The 15,738-nt window shown below is 54.8% G+C and carries 14 protein-coding genes; 10 read left to right on the top strand and 4 right to left on the bottom strand.

The window, feature by feature from the left end:
• Nucleotides 1-808, top strand: an 808-nt coding sequence (locus tag VFO10_RS17115) for an MFS transporter (protein WP_325142351.1), incomplete at its 5' end; no start/stop codon positions are given.
• A 128-nt stretch (nt 809-936) separates the two neighbouring features.
• A complete protein-coding gene (locus VFO10_RS17110) occupies nt 937-1,131 on the top strand; it encodes a hypothetical protein (RefSeq protein WP_325142349.1) in 195 nt (64 codons plus the stop codon).
• Nucleotides 1,132-1,178: 47 nt separating this feature from the next.
• On the opposite strand, the gene VFO10_RS17105 is transcribed toward VFO10_RS17110, so the two are convergent.
• The 3 genes from VFO10_RS17105 to VFO10_RS17095 all read right to left on the bottom strand — a co-directional run bounded on the left by VFO10_RS17105 (nt 1,179) and on the right by VFO10_RS17095 (nt 5,853).
• Nucleotides 1,179-1,775 (bottom strand): YceI family protein, encoded by a 597-nt coding sequence (locus tag VFO10_RS17105; protein WP_325142347.1) that lies wholly within the window; start codon nt 1,773-1,775, stop codon nt 1,179-1,181.
• Nucleotides 1,776-1,880: 105 nt separating this feature from the next.
• Nucleotides 1,881-4,583 (bottom strand): 7TM diverse intracellular signaling domain-containing protein, encoded by a 2,703-nt coding sequence (locus tag VFO10_RS17100; protein WP_325142345.1) that lies wholly within the window; start codon nt 4,581-4,583, stop codon nt 1,881-1,883.
• A 130-nt stretch (nt 4,584-4,713) separates the two neighbouring features.
• Nucleotides 4,714-5,853, bottom strand: coding sequence for a hypothetical protein (locus VFO10_RS17095; protein ID WP_325142344.1), 1,140 nt, complete (start codon nt 5,851-5,853; stop codon nt 4,714-4,716).
• A 364-nt stretch (nt 5,854-6,217) separates the two neighbouring features.
• Between VFO10_RS17095 and VFO10_RS17090 the strand changes: the two genes are divergently transcribed.
• The 3 genes from VFO10_RS17090 (at nt 6,218) to VFO10_RS17080 (ending at nt 8,665) form a co-directional block, all read left to right on the top strand.
• Complete coding sequence (locus VFO10_RS17090; RefSeq protein WP_325142342.1) at nt 6,218-7,330, top strand: helix-turn-helix transcriptional regulator; 1,113 nt, start codon at nt 6,218-6,220, stop codon at nt 7,328-7,330.
• Complete coding sequence (locus VFO10_RS17085; RefSeq protein ID WP_325142340.1) at nt 7,331-7,717, top strand: response regulator; 387 nt, start codon at nt 7,331-7,333, stop codon at nt 7,715-7,717.
• Between the two features lie 231 nt (nt 7,718-7,948).
• Nucleotides 7,949-8,665, top strand: coding sequence for a hypothetical protein (locus VFO10_RS17080; protein ID WP_325142339.1), 717 nt, complete (start codon nt 7,949-7,951; stop codon nt 8,663-8,665).
• A 47-nt stretch (nt 8,666-8,712) separates the two neighbouring features.
• Here VFO10_RS17080 and VFO10_RS17075 read toward each other — a convergent pair whose 3' ends face one another.
• Nucleotides 8,713-9,888 carry a tetratricopeptide repeat protein gene (locus VFO10_RS17075; protein ID WP_325142337.1) on the bottom strand — a complete coding sequence of 392 codons (1,176 nt, stop codon included), beginning with the start codon at nt 9,886-9,888 and terminating at the stop codon, nt 8,713-8,715.
• 174 nt (nt 9,889-10,062) lie between these two features.
• On the opposite strand from VFO10_RS17075, the gene VFO10_RS17070 reads away from it, so the two are divergent.
• The 5 genes from VFO10_RS17070 to VFO10_RS17050 all read left to right on the top strand — a co-directional run bounded on the left by VFO10_RS17070 (nt 10,063) and on the right by VFO10_RS17050 (nt 15,736).
• A complete protein-coding gene (locus VFO10_RS17070) occupies nt 10,063-11,358 on the top strand; it encodes a S8 family serine peptidase (protein WP_325142334.1) in 1,296 nt (431 codons plus the stop codon).
• Nucleotides 11,359-11,447: 89 nt separating this feature from the next.
• Nucleotides 11,448-11,789: a hypothetical protein gene (locus VFO10_RS17065; protein WP_325142331.1), complete on the top strand. Its 342-nt coding sequence runs from the start codon at nt 11,448-11,450 to the stop codon at nt 11,787-11,789.
• Between the two features lie 183 nt (nt 11,790-11,972).
• Nucleotides 11,973-13,250, top strand: a complete 1,278-nt coding sequence (locus VFO10_RS17060) for an alpha/beta hydrolase family protein (RefSeq protein ID WP_325142329.1) — start codon at nt 11,973-11,975, stop codon at nt 13,248-13,250.
• 24 nt (nt 13,251-13,274) lie between these two features.
• A complete protein-coding gene (locus VFO10_RS17055) occupies nt 13,275-14,645 on the top strand; it encodes an OmpP1/FadL family transporter (protein ID WP_325142328.1) in 1,371 nt (456 codons plus the stop codon).
• Between the two features lie 437 nt (nt 14,646-15,082).
• Nucleotides 15,083-15,736, top strand: coding sequence for a hypothetical protein (locus VFO10_RS17050; protein WP_325142326.1), 654 nt, complete (start codon nt 15,083-15,085; stop codon nt 15,734-15,736).
• The last annotated feature ends 2 nt before the right edge of the window (nt 15,737-15,738 follow it).

Genomic DNA, 15,738 nt, shown 5'->3' with positions numbered 1-15,738 from the left:
CCTGAGCAGTATTCTGACGGTTCGGGGCAGCCCTGCCGAGTCTCGCGGACGTTATGTGGCCATGCAGCAGGTGATGTACGGAGCAGGTTCACTGATTGCACCTCTTCTTTTCAGTGCGCTGACGCATGCCGAGAAACCCTGGTGGTGGCTGTTCACGGGTTCATCGCTGGTCATGCTCCTTTTGGGTTTCAGCTATTACAGAATACTGCCGCCCGAAGTCATCGAGCCTCCGACGAGGCAAACGGCCACCACTGGAGCCCGATGGAACAGCACAGCGATCCTGATGCTCGTGGTCTTTTCCTTTTATGTGGCCGGCGAAGTTCTGGCTTCGATGTGGATGAACACGCTGATGGTCGGTCAGCAGAATTTCAAGCCTGAGGATGCCGCTCAGTATCAGATGGGCTTTTTTCTGATGATCGGGCTCACGCGTTTTCTTTGCTTTCTTCTGGTGCGGCCACGTTATGAAACCCTGGTCCTGGTCGGCTGCCTCACGCTGGGGGCACTGTTTGGCATTCTCGGGCAGCAGGGGCATAGCTGGGCTTTGCCGCTGATGGGCATCGTGGGCCCTTTCTTTCCTTTGTCCATGGCGCGGATCAGCATCAAGTTTCCGAGCACATGGAAACAGATGATGATGAATGTTTATGTCTGCATGCAGATGATGCTGGCCTTCATGCATGTGTCGGTGGGTCGGGTCGCGGATACTCTTGGAATCGGCACGGCCTTTCTCTTGGCTCCCGCGTTTTTACTTCTGACCCTGGTCCTCATGATCCCGCTTCTCAAGTCCCAGCCGCAGGGCCGCCCTGCCTGATGTACAAAAGCTGAGCAGGGGTCGGGAATATAACCTCATCCTTCAATTTAAGTCATTGATATAATGGGATTTAATGAAGGAACAGGCTTTGCATTATAAAGGGTGTCTGACATCCAAAGGAGATGACTATGCGCCCCTTGTATCTGATCCCAATGCTGCTCTTCCCGCTGTCGGCTTGCATGACCCAGCGTGATCAAACCGTGTGGCAGGAATTCAAAGCTGAGATTTCGAGCGACGCTCCCGCAGAATCCAAAGCGGAAGCTCAGGACGCGGATGCTGCTTCAGAAGCCGTGACGCCCCCTGCAGCCGTCGACAAGGAATGAAAAAAGGGCCAGGCGGCCCTTTTTTTTTACTGCGGTCTGGGACCGTCTCAGGACTTCCGGGTTTCAGGAAGCTTCTTGGCTTCGATCTCGAGCTGAATCGTGACATCGTCACCCACTGTCACGCCGCCGGCATCGAGGGCCTTATTCCAAACAATGCCGAAATCCTTCCGATTGATTTTCGTGACGGCTGTGAATCCCGCCTTCATATTGCCCCAGGGATCCTTGACCTCACCATTGTAAGTGACGTCCAAAACCACAGGCTTGGTCACGCCGCGCATCGTAAGATCACCATGAACCTTGAAGCTCTCAGGCTTGTTGCCTTCGACCTTGGTGCTTTTAAAGAGGATATCAGGGTGCTTCTGGGTGAAGAAGAAGTCTTCGTTGCGAAGATGCTCATCGCGCTTTTCATCATTGGTAAAGACGCTGCCGGCCTTTATTTTCGCCGTGAATTTCGATTTTTCCACATTTTTGGCATCGAAGTCAATCTCACCAGAAAAGTCCTTGAACGAGCCTTTGACAGTCGAGATCACAAGGTGCTTGACCGCAAAACCTACCTCAGAGTGGGAACGGTCGATTTCATAGGGAGCTGCGGAAACCATGGGCGACAGGAAAGTCAAAGCGAGGCCAAACAGAATCTTCTTCATGAGACATCCTTCAGTCGATAGTCAGACCGTTGTAATGGATAAAACGCAAGGTTAAACAACCGTTTGTCCAAGATCAACAGGATTCTGAGTCGACCCAGCGGATGATCAGCCGGCATCCCGAACGGCGAACGGAATTCTAAGCTCCAAGGTAAACGGACGGCGACCATCATCAAAGCCTGGTTCTTTATCCAGGCGAATCGTGACAGCCCCTCCTATCTGCAGGATATAAGCCCTGACAGCATCAAGCCCGATCCCACGCCCGGCATGAAGGGAAACTTCAACGGCCGTTGAGACGCCACTCTTAAAAAGGGATTCCAGGATCTCGTCCTCGCTGCTTTGCTCATGAAGGACCCCGGCTTTCAAACCGGCTGCGAATATCTCCTTCAAAGCGAGGCCGCGGCCGTCGTCCGACACCTGCAGGACGAAGTTGCGGCCATCCAGGAACGAGGAGATACGGAGGGTGCCCCTCGGATCCTTGCCGGCTCGCTGGCGTTCTTCGCTGGCTTCAATCCCATGCACCAGCGCGTTGGATACGATATGAATCATGCACTGATCAAGGACGGCCAGCAGGCTTTCGGAAAGGGGCGCTTCGATCACCTCAAAGACGAAGTTCGGAGGGTCTCTGCCAAGGTCCTGAGCCAAATGCAGGGCATGCTGCTGGAAACGATCGAGCAGGCTGGACAACGAACTCTGGGGAGGGGTCCATGCCTGGGATTTCCCTTGGCGCGAACGATTCAGCTGATGGAAGTTGATGGCCTCATGCTGCTCAAAACTTTCCAACACCGCATGGAAGGCATTCCATAAACGCCCTCTATCCACCTTGCCGCTTTGCTGCATGAACTCCTGATAGGTATCTTCCGCTTGATGCAGGGCGTTTGCCAGATCCATCAGATTCAAAGTCCGCGCGGAACCTTTTACTGTGTGGGCATGCATGAAAAGCTCTTTGATGATCGCCTGATCAGGCGTTTCTCCAAGCAGGATAAGCAGGCGCCGGCTTTTCTGCAGCAAGGCTCCCGAGGATTCAAAAAAGCGCACCGCATCCATGGGCTCGATCATGAGCAGCTGCCGGACGATTTCGAATTCACGCAGCTTCGTCTCGTGTTCCCGGGCTGCACGCAGTTCGCTGGTCACATCCAAAAGGGTCAAAAGGATGAATTCGACCTGGCCTCTGCGGCTGGTGAGGACCGTCCAGGTGGCTTTAATGTGCTGGATTCGATCCCCGATCTGCAGGGTGAAGGCTTTGGGCAGGTTGTCGACGTTCACATCGAAACTCAAGCGGCGCGTTCCTATCGCGGCTCGAAGCGAATGGAGAAGCCGATCGCGCCTGTCCGAATCGAGATCGGAATATTGAAAGATCAGATCCATCACGGACTGCCCGGCTATGTCCCTGGTTCCGATGAGCTCGATCAGATTCGCTGAATAATCGCCCGTTACCTTTGCGTCTTTGCCGATCAAAAGCACTCCCTGCGGAATATGGTCGAGGATCGTGCGCACTTCGCGGCTTTTGAAATCCACCATGGACTGCAGATTCTCGTTGAAGGCTTCGATCTCGGCATTCTTGATATTCAGAGCGGCGGCCAAAGACTCAGCCTCGGCAAAGGACTGAGCCGAACGCCTTACTACCAGCTGACTGTGGATGATCAGAAAGATGGTGAGACCATACTGGATGATATGAGTGGAGGACACGATCCCTTGGGGAATCAGTGTATCGTGAACCAGCGCAAGGAAAGCCGCCAGGGTTCCAGCGAAGATATAGGAAACTCCATCAGCACGCTGGTAAAGACTTTTGAAGAGGAGATAGGCGCCGAGACCGACATTCACCACAAGGGACGCGAGGAGCATGGGGCGATAGAGGGTGACAGCTTCGATCGAAGCCGCAAGAACGAAGCCAACATAGAACACGTTGAAAAGCACGAGCGTTCGATACACCCATTCATGGAGTTTCGCCGTAAGGCTTGAGTTCAGGAACAGGATGTAAAAGCTGACGGCAAGGGATGCTGATATGAAATCAATCTGCAGCTGGATCTTGAAGAAGGGCTTGGTATCCGAGAAATATTGGTAGAGTATGGGGTTATAAAAGATCACGCGAAGAATCACGAGGCTGGCCACGCAGGCCAGCATAAGCGCCGCTTGATCCGTCCTGCGTCTTAAGTGAAGCATGAGGCTATAGAAGGCGATCGAGGCCATCGCCCCCAAGCATATGAACGTGCCTATCTGCTGAAGCTCAAAGTTTCTTTGATAGCTATTGCCTAAGGACAAAAAAGGCGCTTCACGAAAACCGCCGAGCTCGTGGTGATGGTTGCTGACCTGGACCAGGACCACCCAATTCTCAATCCTGTCCGAACCAAACGCGACAGAGTTCCACTTCCGAGAGGGTACAGCCCCTTCCTTGGTCAGGGACACGATGCCTGAGGTCACGACCCGCGCTTCCTCGGGTCTGCCTTCGGGGAAGATATAGGCGCGATAGGATGTCAAAGCATAGCGGAATGTAAGGCTGTAGCCATCGGCGTGCGGAGGAAGATCGCGCAGGACATAACGATAGGTGGCGCTGCCCTGTGAGGGAGTGACCCGTCCGGTGCTCTGCACGAAGCCATTCCAAATCCGCCCCATAGCCAGCTGCGAAACGTCCTCGGGCAGACTATCCGTGGGGCTGAGCAGCGCATTCCAATAAAAATCCCAGGGCCCTGTGAGCAGGACGGTACCGCCGTTCGCCTGAAGCCACTGATCGACGGGAAGGGCTTTCGTGTCGGCCGCGGGTGCCAGTCGACAACCCGCTGTCCCCAGGAGCATGATGAGCAGCGCGATCATGGAAAATCTTTCCCTTAGGTAATTTTCCACGAAGCTGAACCCCTTGATGAAATGCGGCCGCAGTCCCTTTTACACTGACCTCCTGATCGGCAAAAAGCCGAAGAAAATTTACGAAAATCGCAAACGTGCATCACTTGGAAAAATGCTTGATCACGACGGCGCTGCCCCACCATCTCTGCCCGTTTTTACCGGGATCGGCCACGCGCTCGCTATAAACGATGCGATGGCTGCCGTCGGGATTGGAGCCGCCGTCTGCAATCAAAGGGTTGGGCATTTTCTGGTCGCGGAAATTTTCACTCATCGACTCATTGGCGAAACCTTCAAATTCGGGAACACGCCCGAACTTCGCGTCATTCCAAAAAACCGAGCGGCTTTTGCCTGCGTTGGATCCGATCTTGACCATCTGAATCCCGGATGAGGTTTTGTTTTTGATGTTGACGAGAGTCCGGGTCGCCGACACATCCGCGCCCACATCGCCTGTTCCCTGGAACTGGCCCTCGCTGATGATTTCCGTGTACTGGGCTTCGGCCGGGATATCAATCGTCAGATCCTTGCGGCTATCGAGGAAAGCAACCTTGGTGCCGACGATCGCGCCCGTCGAGGACGGCGGCGTTCCCATCAAGCAGATGCGGCTTTGACCAGGAGCGCCTCCAAAAAGGAGAAGCTTGTCATTGCTCCAATCCAAAGGTGCCTGAGTCAGTGGATCTTTCGCAAAGGTCTTGCCATCGATCTTCTGAGCCGCTCGTATGACCAGGGATTGGTTGGTCCAGTCACAGGCAGCGCGGAGCCTCCAATTGCCGATTTTACCGCTGCGATCGAATTGGGCATTCAAATCCTCGGTCAAGGGACGGCGGGATCCGTCCTGCGTCCTGACATAAATCTGCAGAGGATACGAGCGGAGCAGCGAGCTTTCCGAACTCCCGTTAGCGTTGCAAAGCTGCTGATTGCTGGTGACGCCGGCCGCGATCCGGGCCTTCTCCAGAGTGTAGTCGCAGTCGATGTATTTGGCGATCAGCTGCTGGGTGTTGCTGAGGTCGGCATAAATCTCCACCTTCTTCTGACCTTTCAAACCCAGGACCATGGTTTTGGAAACTCCCATGGCCAGGATGCTCGCAAGGCCGAGGCCCATGAGCACCGATACGAGGCTGATGCCCCTTTCCCCTGCGTTTTCCGATGCCGCTTCGATGGGACCTGCAATTCCTTCCATCAGTCCAAACTTGATTCGGGAAAGAAACCGTTGTCCCGCCGGCTGCCAAGATATTTGAGCCATAAGACTTACCCCCTAATCCTGTCGCATGGTACGCACTTTGCCGTGAATGTATGGAAGACTTATCGCCCGATGTGAGCCTGAATTTGAAGCGTCGCGATAGGGGCTGACATTACGGGGAATTAAAGGCTTGTATTAAAAATAGCCAACGTCACACGCGCGTCACATGCAGGACTTGGACGCGCCACAAGTTTTCCTGAAAAACTCAATCCTTACCCAAGGACACGGCCGCACGAATACTCCAACCCGGATGGGCTCAAATCCCTAAAAGAGCAAATAAAATCGCCGAACCCTTAGGAAAAGGGAGACTGCGGTCGATAAGTTTGTGACGCTTCTGTGACGAGCGGACGGAAAGGATCGGTCGTGCATGACCAACCGGGTTAAGCTGAATGTTTCAAATCTCAAGTCCGCCGTGGCCAAGGCCCGTTTGAAAAAAATGGACCTTGCCGTGGATATTGGCGTGTCGCGCGAGACCTTCAGCCGCTGGCTGGCGGGCAAGGTCGACTATATCGAGGAAAGCAAAGTCCGTAGGCTCAGCACCCTGCTCGGCTGCGAACTGTCCTGGCTATCACCGGAAATTCCCGCCGAGGTCATGCCTCCGTCGCAGCCCTTGAATCCGGCCGAGCGCATCCGCGGCGATGACTTTCTTCGGCTTGGCCTTTACTCGGGACTTTGGCGCGAGGTGGCGCTGCTCTATAAAACTTCGGTACATCCCGACGTTTTGGAGCATGGGCATGTGAATCGTTCCCTGTGTGAGGCTATGCAGGCCCTCATGGAAATGAATGGATCGGGAGTTGAAGGCTGGTCCCGACCTTTGGATCCCGCGCATAAAAACTATGAGCTTTTTGAAGTCATAGCCAAGGCCAATCTCTGTGAAGCCCTTGGTCTCCTTTGGAAAAATCGCCTCGACGACGGCCATCGCCTGCTGAAGCGGGTCGTCGTGCAGGGACAGTCTGAGTGGGTCGTGTCCCTCGCCTACCTGCTCTCGGGTTTATGCTACATGCTGCAGTCCCGTCGCAAGGAGGCCCATGAAACCTGGAACCGAGGTCTTCAGAGTTTTCCGCACAGCAGCGATGACCTGACACTCTTCATACAGGCCAACCTGGGCCTTGCGATCTGTCTTGAGGGGCTTGATGTAGACCCGCAGCAAAGCGCAGGTCAGCTCGCGAGGGCGCGAACACTGATGGAATCCATCGGCTATCGTTTGGGTTATGCTCGCTGCCTTGCCTATGAAGCCCTGCTGCTCAGCCTGCAGGAAAAAAAGGCTGATTCGATCGCCAAATGCCAGGAGCTTTCAGGCTTTATCCATAAGATGCCGCGGCTCTATCAATTCGAGTCCTATCTTCTTTTGGCCCGGACGCATGCGCTCCACACCAATCAGGAGGCGGCTCTGCAGTATCTGGAAATGGCCTCAGAGCTTGCGCATGGATCGCCTTTCTTTGAAAATATATTGCGTACGATGCAGCAGGGAGGGAAGTGAATGCGACGAGTATTGGTCGTTGAAGACGCGGAATCGGTAAGAAAGGGAATCCTGGATGCCCTGCGCGGCATCAAGGATCTTGACGTAACGGAAGCCGAGGACGGCAACCGAGGCTTTGCGCTTTTGCAGAATCAGCCCCAGCCTTATGACCTTGTGCTCATGGATTACCAAATGCCTGGCATGACGGGCATTGATATCCTCCGCAGCTTACGCGACAAGGGCCGGGCTCTAAGCTGTCCTGTGGTCATGATCACGACAGAATTTGAAAGCCGAGGGTCCGAGGCCAAGGATCTGAATATCGTGGCCTGGATCATAAAACCGATCAGCAAAGCTCGCCTGGAGCAGCTCGTGATACAGATCTTTGAAGACCTCGATGCCCCTGTTTAAAGTTGGATCACTGTCAAAGTCTGAATGTGACGCCCGGAACCTCCTGAACTTGCCGCCAGATTCATCCTCCGCACGAAAAAAAGGGCCAGCACGCCCCCTACTTTCCTGACGGGACGGTCACAGCGATCGTCACATATTTTTGAATTTGCATCACTTTTTTGTGACGTTCAGCGGCCTCGATTTTGCAACAGTCAGGATAAAGCTGGGTAACAACAGAATACTGGGGGAATCATGAAAACGTCATTCGTAATCGCTTTGGTCTTTGGTCTCGTCGCCTGTTCCAATAACCATGTGATGGAATCCAAACGCTCCAGCGGCCTTCCCGCGGACGATGAATCCGACGCCGAGGTTTATCAGGTGCCATCCGAAGAGGGGGCCTTCGTTACGGCTTCGATTCGCAGTGATGAACTGGCGATCATCAGCCAGGAAGTAGTGGAAACCTATACGAGCGTTCTGCCGTCGACAACCTCCGCTCCGAAAGATGAGCCTGCGTCGACAGATACCCCCAAGGTCACGGAAACGCCCAAAAGTCCCGCGCCCGTGAAAAATCCTGATGTACCCAGCAAGCCCAAGCCCAGCCTGCCGCCCGAGATTAAAGCGCAACTCGCGGCCTGCTATCCCCAATGGGAACGGCTGCCCTGGGCCAGTGATGCCATGATTGATATTCGGACGTTTACCCTTGATGTGCAGAAGCTGAGAAAGACCAATCTTCAGCTGGCCGGCAGCAATCCTGAAATTGTCTTTGTGAAGATCGAGTCCGCGACGCGAATCGCCAAAGTCAGTCTGTCCATGATGAACAAGAACGCCCTTTACTGCGTGGACATCGACGCCGGCAAGGTCATCAATAAGCTCGAACTCGTCACAGCCTGTGGCGCAAAAGTCGGGACCGTATCCATAGATTCCGGTCGCGTCGCCAAAAACATCAGCTTCAGGGAAGTCTGCCCCTGAGCTGCCCCTCGATATAACAAAAGGGCCTTTCGGCCCTTTTTTTTGTTTCAAGATGATTTCTTCAGCGGCTGTCGCAGCAGCTGCTCAAGCTGCACCTTCGCTTTCTCATAATTGGGATCAATCTGCAGCGCTTTTTTCAGATGCTTGACGGCACCTTCGTTGTCACCAAGACGGCGATGGGACAAGGCGATGTTGAAATGAATCAGCGGCTTCAGGCGATTGGTTTTGAGAGCCCGCATGGCTGTTTCATAGAGTTTCAGAGCCTGCTCCGGCTTGCCGTCTCGAACAGCGGCGACCGCTGCATTATTGAAGAATCCAGCTGACTCGTCTTCGGACACGCTGTTTTTGAAAAGATTGAGAGCTTCCTCGACCTGCCCCATTTCCAATTTGATTTGCCCCATCTGCCGATGCGCAGCGGGAACCATGTCGGGATCAAGATCCGCGGCTTCTTCGTAGCACTGCAGGGCCTTGTTCAGATCGCCCTTGCCATAGCACGCATCGCCGATCATAACGAGGCGCTCGGGATTGGAGGGACTCAGGATCTGAGCCTGCTCCAGGGTTTCCAAGGCTTTATCCCACTGCCCCTGTTTCATCATGGCCCGGGCCATCAGATTCATGGCTCGCAGGTTCTGCGGCTCACGCGCCACGAGGTCCGAAGCCAGGACCAAGGCCTCGGCATATTTATTCTGCCGGAAGTTCAGGTTGCCGAATTCAAGTTTCACCTTGTTATCGTGGGGGAACTTCTGATAAAGCTCCTCGACCTTACTATCCAGTTTCTGCTGATCGTACTTGAAGCCTTCCGCCCGCGTCTCGCGAACGAGCTGGGCTATTTCACTCTTATCCTGGACCGAGGTCACCATATCCAGCTCCGCCCCCAGATTCAGGCTCGCCGAGCCGTAGCTGTAAACGCGCTCGATGAGGGCATCGTTGGCAAAGGCCAAAAGATTGGGCGTGACGTCCGGCACGATCAGAACGCGCACGAGCTCTGTGGCGGTGCTGGTCCGGGCAAAATTGAGGTGGAATTTACGGGTCTGGGTTTCGTCGACGGCCGCCCAGTCGTGAACCATAACGCTCGGCTTGAATTCAGCGATGGCGGATGTGACTTCGCTCAGCGAGCTGATAAAGCTCACTTTATAGTTCGCCATGGCCAATGCTTTGCGCACCAGTTCACGGTTTTGCTGAGCACACAGCGAGAGAACCTTACGGCTTAACAAATCAACCATTCTTCGTCCTCTTGGCGATCTACAAAAAAAATTATAAGCGATTCCCACGTTGTCCACCAGCTTACGAAGAATTCTTAACGCGCTTTCGTTCCAAATCATTGAATTGACCAGCTGGCCGACCTTAGTAGGATGACGCCCTGATGCTTTTATACAAATTCGCAAAAGGAGCCGATTATGAGAGGTATGCTGGCGGCATGGACTACTCTTTTAGGTGTAGGCGTTTCAGGCGTGAGCCTGGCCGAAGCTCGTATGATTGATTTTGAGAAGCCTCACCGTCCGAATCGTTACATTGTCCGTTTGAAAGATGATGCCGCAGCCGCACGCTCACTCTTTCGTGCCGCCGGGGTTACTCCCGTTCACAGTTTTTCGACTTTGAATGCCTTCGTCGTCGAAACAGATAAGGGCATGGAAGCCGATGCTCTGGAAGCTTTGCGTCAGAACCCTGATGTGGCTTACGTTCAGGCCAACCGCATCTTCAAAATTTCAAAAACGCCCAACGACCCCAGCTATGGGTCGCAGTATCATCATAAGAACATAGCCAGCACGCAGGCGTGGGAAGTGAACACCGGTGACAAGGAAGTGGTCGTCGCTGTGATCGACACCGGCGTGAACTATACGCATCCGGATCTGGCTCCCAACTACTGGACCAACCCGGGTGAAAGCGGACTCGACGCCAAGGGCAAGGACAAGCGCAGCAATGGTGTCGACGATGATGGCAACGGTTATGTTGATGACTTCCGCGGTTGGAACTTTGTCAAGAACACCAACGATCCCATGGACGATCACGGTCATGGCACCCACTGCGCGGGTCTGATCGGGGCCAAGGGCAATAACGGCATGAACGTCGTGGGTGTTAACTGGGATGTCAGTATTGTCGGTCTGAAATTCATCGACGGCAAGACCGGCGAAGGGGACACCGAAGGTGCCCTGAAGGCCATTGAATATGCTAATAAAATGGGCATTCCTATCACCAGCAACAGCTGGGGTGGGCAGGTGGATAATACCTATGATCCGAATGAGCCGGATGCTTTGAAGGAACTCATCGCTCAGTCTGGCGAACAAGGGTTTCTCTTCGTGGCTGCTGCCGGCAACGACGGCTCGAACAACGATAAGAAAGCAACCCTGCCCGCGAGTTATGATCTTGATAATATCCTGTCGGTTGCCGCTACAGGTTCGACCGATGCTCTGGCCATTTACTCAAGCTACGGTGTAAGCACCGTGGATATCGCAGCTCCAGGCAGCAACGTGCTTTCCACCTGGCTCGGCACCCGCACGCAAAAATTAAGCGGCACATCCATGGCGGCTCCTGTGGTCGCGGGCGCGGCTGCTCTTCTGAAAGCGGCTCATCCGAACTGGACCGCGAAAGAAATCAAAGCCCGGCTCATGGAAACCGTGGATCCGATTTCAGCCTTGAAAACAAGGGTGATGAGCGGTGGACGTCTGAACGTCGGCCGGGCCCTTGCCGACTGATCACGAGGATCTGTGGTATCCTTCCAAGGAGGCCGAAGCGGATAAGCCAGCGCTGGCTTGTTCGCTTTTACTTTTTTGGGAGACTCGGGATGGATGTGATTGTGCTCTTCGATAATTACTGCGTGGTGTGCCGCGCACTGGCTTCTCTTCTGCAGAACAATCCTCCGAGCGGCTGGCGGGTCGAGGCCTGGCAGGAATCACAGATTTCCAAATTTTCAACGGAAGCGAGGCCGAACGAACTTCAAATTCTTCGCGGTGGTGAACTTTTATCCGGTCTCGACGCCTGGAGTTTCTTGATCGAGCATGCGCCCCAAATGAAGGCCTATCAACGGATGGCCAGTCGAATTGGAATCGCCCCGCCCCGCCAGGCCCGGTGGCTCCGCTTTCTGGGCCACAGCCTGCGGCGCCTTTGTCCAGGCTGCCGACGCTGACAGGTCAAAACGTTAATAAAACCTGCCTTCAGGGCCCGATCAACGCGCCAGCCTTGACGTGACACGGGTCCACGCGCCTCCCTTCCGAAAAAGCTTTTCCATTGCAAAGCCTGGACTTATCACCTAAGAAACTACACTGTCCCTTAGTCTGAAACCACCGTCAAACTTGGAAGGAATCTGCGTATGATTCGTATCCGCCCCGTCTTGGTCTGCGGCGCCCTTGCCAGTCTTCTGGCCTGCGCTGAAGGCAGTAAAGTTGAATCCGTGCAACCGGATCGTCCGGCCAATTTTCAATTGGTCGACGCGCCTGCACAAAGCGCTCGTGGTGATCTGGTCGAGTCCACGCACGTCGTGAGTCTGAGCCAAGATGAAGTCGCGCAACGCCTCGGCCCCATCCTCGCCGGCTTCAAACTGCAAGCGCAGAATGGTGTTCACATTTATCGCGTGAAATACCAGACGCAAACTCCCGCGACGCCCACCGCAGCTGCAACGCCCGTGGTCGCTTCCGGTCTGATGATCGTTCCGGACAGCAAACAGGCTTCGTATCCTTGGATCGGAGTTCAGCACGGAACCGTGACCAGCAAAGCCGATGCGCCTTCGGTCACGCCAGCGGAAGGCATCTTCGAAGCTTCGCAAGGTTTCGTGACCGTGGTGATGGATTACATCGGCTACGGTTCGTCCAGCAAAGTCTTCCATCCCTATCTGGTTGAAAGAGCCTATGCCGATGCTGGCATCGACTTCTTGAAAGCGACCTACAAATTCGCAGAACTGAACACGATCGGCAAAGGTCCCCTCTTCCTGAAAGGTTATTCGGAAGGCGGATACGCGACCCTCGCTCTGCAAAAAGAAATTGAAACCAATTACGCTGGCGTCTTTCCTCTGGTCGCCACGGGTCCCTCGGGCGGCCCTTACAACCTGGAAGCAATCGCCGTGGAACTCCTCCAGCGCGAAACCGTGCATCCTGTGAACATTCCTTTCCTCGTTCTGTCCTATACCAAGTGGCTTTCGCAGAATGACTTCAATCCCGAAGCCATCTTCGCTCTGCCCACTGCCAATGTTTCCGCTCTTTTCACTGGCCAATTCAATAACGACTACATCGGCACCAAGATCCCTACGCAGAACGCTGCGATGCTGGAACCAGCCTTGGTCGCTGATTTCCTGAGTGCTGAACCCAAGTTGAACGAAGCTGCGAAACTCCGCGGCTACCTGAAGTCGCAGAGCCTGACCAATCAAGGCTGGCAGCCGCGCTCCACGACCCTCTTCTTCCACTGCGTGGATGATGAAGTCGTGCCTGTGAGTTCGGTGAAAGTTGCGAAGGAAGCCTTCCCAGGCCCGAACGTTGTGGTCACCACGTTCCCAAGCCCGGCCGAAGGTCCGAAGCTGAGACACGGCACTTGCCCGGCGATCTTCGCGCCGACCGTGGCTTTCCTCGACGTCCTGAAAAAAATGTCCGGCAAATAAAAAACAGCACAAGGGAGTTCATTCATGCAAAATCATATGCGTAACAGTGCAATCGTCGCTGCGCTCGCAGCTATCGCACCCCAGGCCCTGGCCGGTGGTTATCAGATCGTGGAAAAAAACGCACGCGGCCTCGGTCGGGCTTATGCGGGCGAAGCAGCGGCTGGCGAAGACGCCACCACTGTCGGCAGCAACCCTGCAGCCATGAGCCGTCTTAAAAGACCGCAATTCAGTGTATCGGCTGCGACCATCGATGCCGATCTTAAAATTGAAGTCGAAGAATCGACCATCGTCGTCCCAGCTCTCCAGGCAGCTGGCCTTCCAGCCATCAAAGCCCAGGGCGTATCCAGCGCCAACGCAGCTCCAGAACGCCCCCTTATTCCTGCTCTCTATGCAGTTTATCCCCTGAGCGAAGACTACGCTCTCGGCCTCGGCGTATTCTCGAACTTTGCAAGCGAAACCGGCTACGATGCTGACTTCGCAGGTCGCATCGCGGCCGAGAAATCCAATGTCCGCACGACCAACATCAACCCGAGCGTCTCCATCAAGCTGAATCCCATGCTGTCGCTCGGCGCTGGTTTCAACGCGGTCTATGCCCAGGCGGAACTGACCTCGGCCAACCCTTCGGCCAGCCCTCTTTTTCTCGCCCCCGGTGTTGTCGCCCTGAACCCGCAAACAGGTGAAGCGATCGTCGCTCCCAACGGCCAGACTCTGGGTTCCAGCTCGGTGGAAGGTGATGCCTGGGGCTACGGTTGGAACGCCGGTATACTCCTGTCCTTCACGGAATCGAGCCGCATCGGTCTTTCCTACCGTTCGACAGTCGATGCCAACCTTGAAGGTGACACCACGTTCAAAGGCACACCGACCGTGGATTCCTTCCGTGATTTCGCCGCGACTGCCCCGCTGCAGCTGCCTGAAATCATCAGCCTCAGCTACGTGCAGGGCCTGGGTGCCGGCCTTCAGTTGAGCGCCGACATCACGCAGACGAGCTGGAGCAACTTTGAAGAACTCAGTATCTACAGAAAAGACAGCGGCGCGGTTGCCAGTCGCGTGGATGAGCGCTGGGAAGATGCCCTGCGTTACTCGGTGGGCCTTGATTATGCTGTGACCCCTGGTCTTACGCTCCGCACGGGTTACGCGTATGACAACTCCCCTGTTCCGAACGAACGCCGCACGCTGCGCATCCCCACGGGCGACATGCGGTTCTATTCGCTCGGCGGCAGCTATATCTTCAATGAAACTGCGTCCTTGGACCTTGGCTACAGCCGCGTGAGCCAGACCAAGACCGGCATCAACGATACCCGCGAATTCGTGGGCCAGCCTTTCTATGCGAAAGTCGTGGGTTCCTCGGAAATCGACGGCAACATCTTTGCCGCGCAGATGAACATCAGTCTGTAATTCCAAAGGGTTCCCGCCTCCCGGGCGGGAGCCGTTTTCCACAGCGGTATCCGGCCCACCCCAAATCCCAAGGTCTGACCCGTCTTGAAGCAAATAGTCCCCGCCAGCATTATTCATCGCAGTTTTTTCATGGCAGCGAAGGATGGCTTTTGATAGCTATGAATCAGCGACTGGAGTGAGTCGCATCCTTAGTGAATTTGGGAAAGCCGTTTGTCGAAAAAGCTCCTAAAACGAGTTGGATTCGGTAAACCTGTATTGAAGTTTGGGGGGAGAAGCGCTTTGCGGTTCTCCCCCAAATTTTTTCCCTCTTTGTCGCGATTTCCACACTGTCTGTCCAAAGTTTTGACAAGCGCCTCGATTTAGCCAGGGATTTCGAGCCAAAAGTCCAGGCATATTCCTTGCTTATTTGCTGAATGAACTGCAACAAGGACACCACGATGGGCACGACAAGCAAAATCATTTTCTTGGCTTTCTTCTTTCATTCCGCAGCCTGCTCCGGCGGTAAGTTTTCGGGTCAAACCGATGCCGGCGCTGCAGAGCCTGGTCAAGTGGAAAGCACAAGCGGCACTGTGGGTACGGGTGATGCCAGCGGCAACGGCAGCGGCAACGCAGGACCAGTCGCCGGCTGCGATAAGAATGCGGTCGGCATCACGCAGGCCAAACTCCTGTCGAATGGCATCAGCACGCAGCTCGGTACACAGACGCTGCGTTATGAACTTTCCGTATTGAATTGCAAGGACGGTTCGGTGCAATCGCTGAAGGATCAGCCCATCCTCTTCGATCTGGACGCCAGCCTCGCCACCGGCTTTCAGCCTGTTGCCTATGCGGTCCTTGATACCCAGGGCATGCAGATTTCAGCGTCGATCCTGCAGGTCGTCACGGGCAGCGATCTCTTTGGCAACACGGGGAACTTCGCTCACTGGACCACGCAGAATTTCAGCTATTCCAGCCAGCTCGAGAAGCTGATCCTGGAAATCAAGCTGGAGAATATCCAGGTGCTGCCGCGCAATGAAGCCGACACGCAAATCAAAAGCTTTCTGCGCATAGGCAGTGCTCAGGCTGTGACGCAGCCGCTGAACATCATCAATTGATG

It is taken from the genome of Oligoflexus sp., from assembly GCF_035712445.1.
Lineage (GTDB): Bacteria > Bdellovibrionota_B > Oligoflexia > Oligoflexales > Oligoflexaceae > Oligoflexus.
The sequence above is the reverse complement of the archived record's forward strand: the minus strand, read 5'-3'. Positions and strand labels throughout refer to the sequence as shown.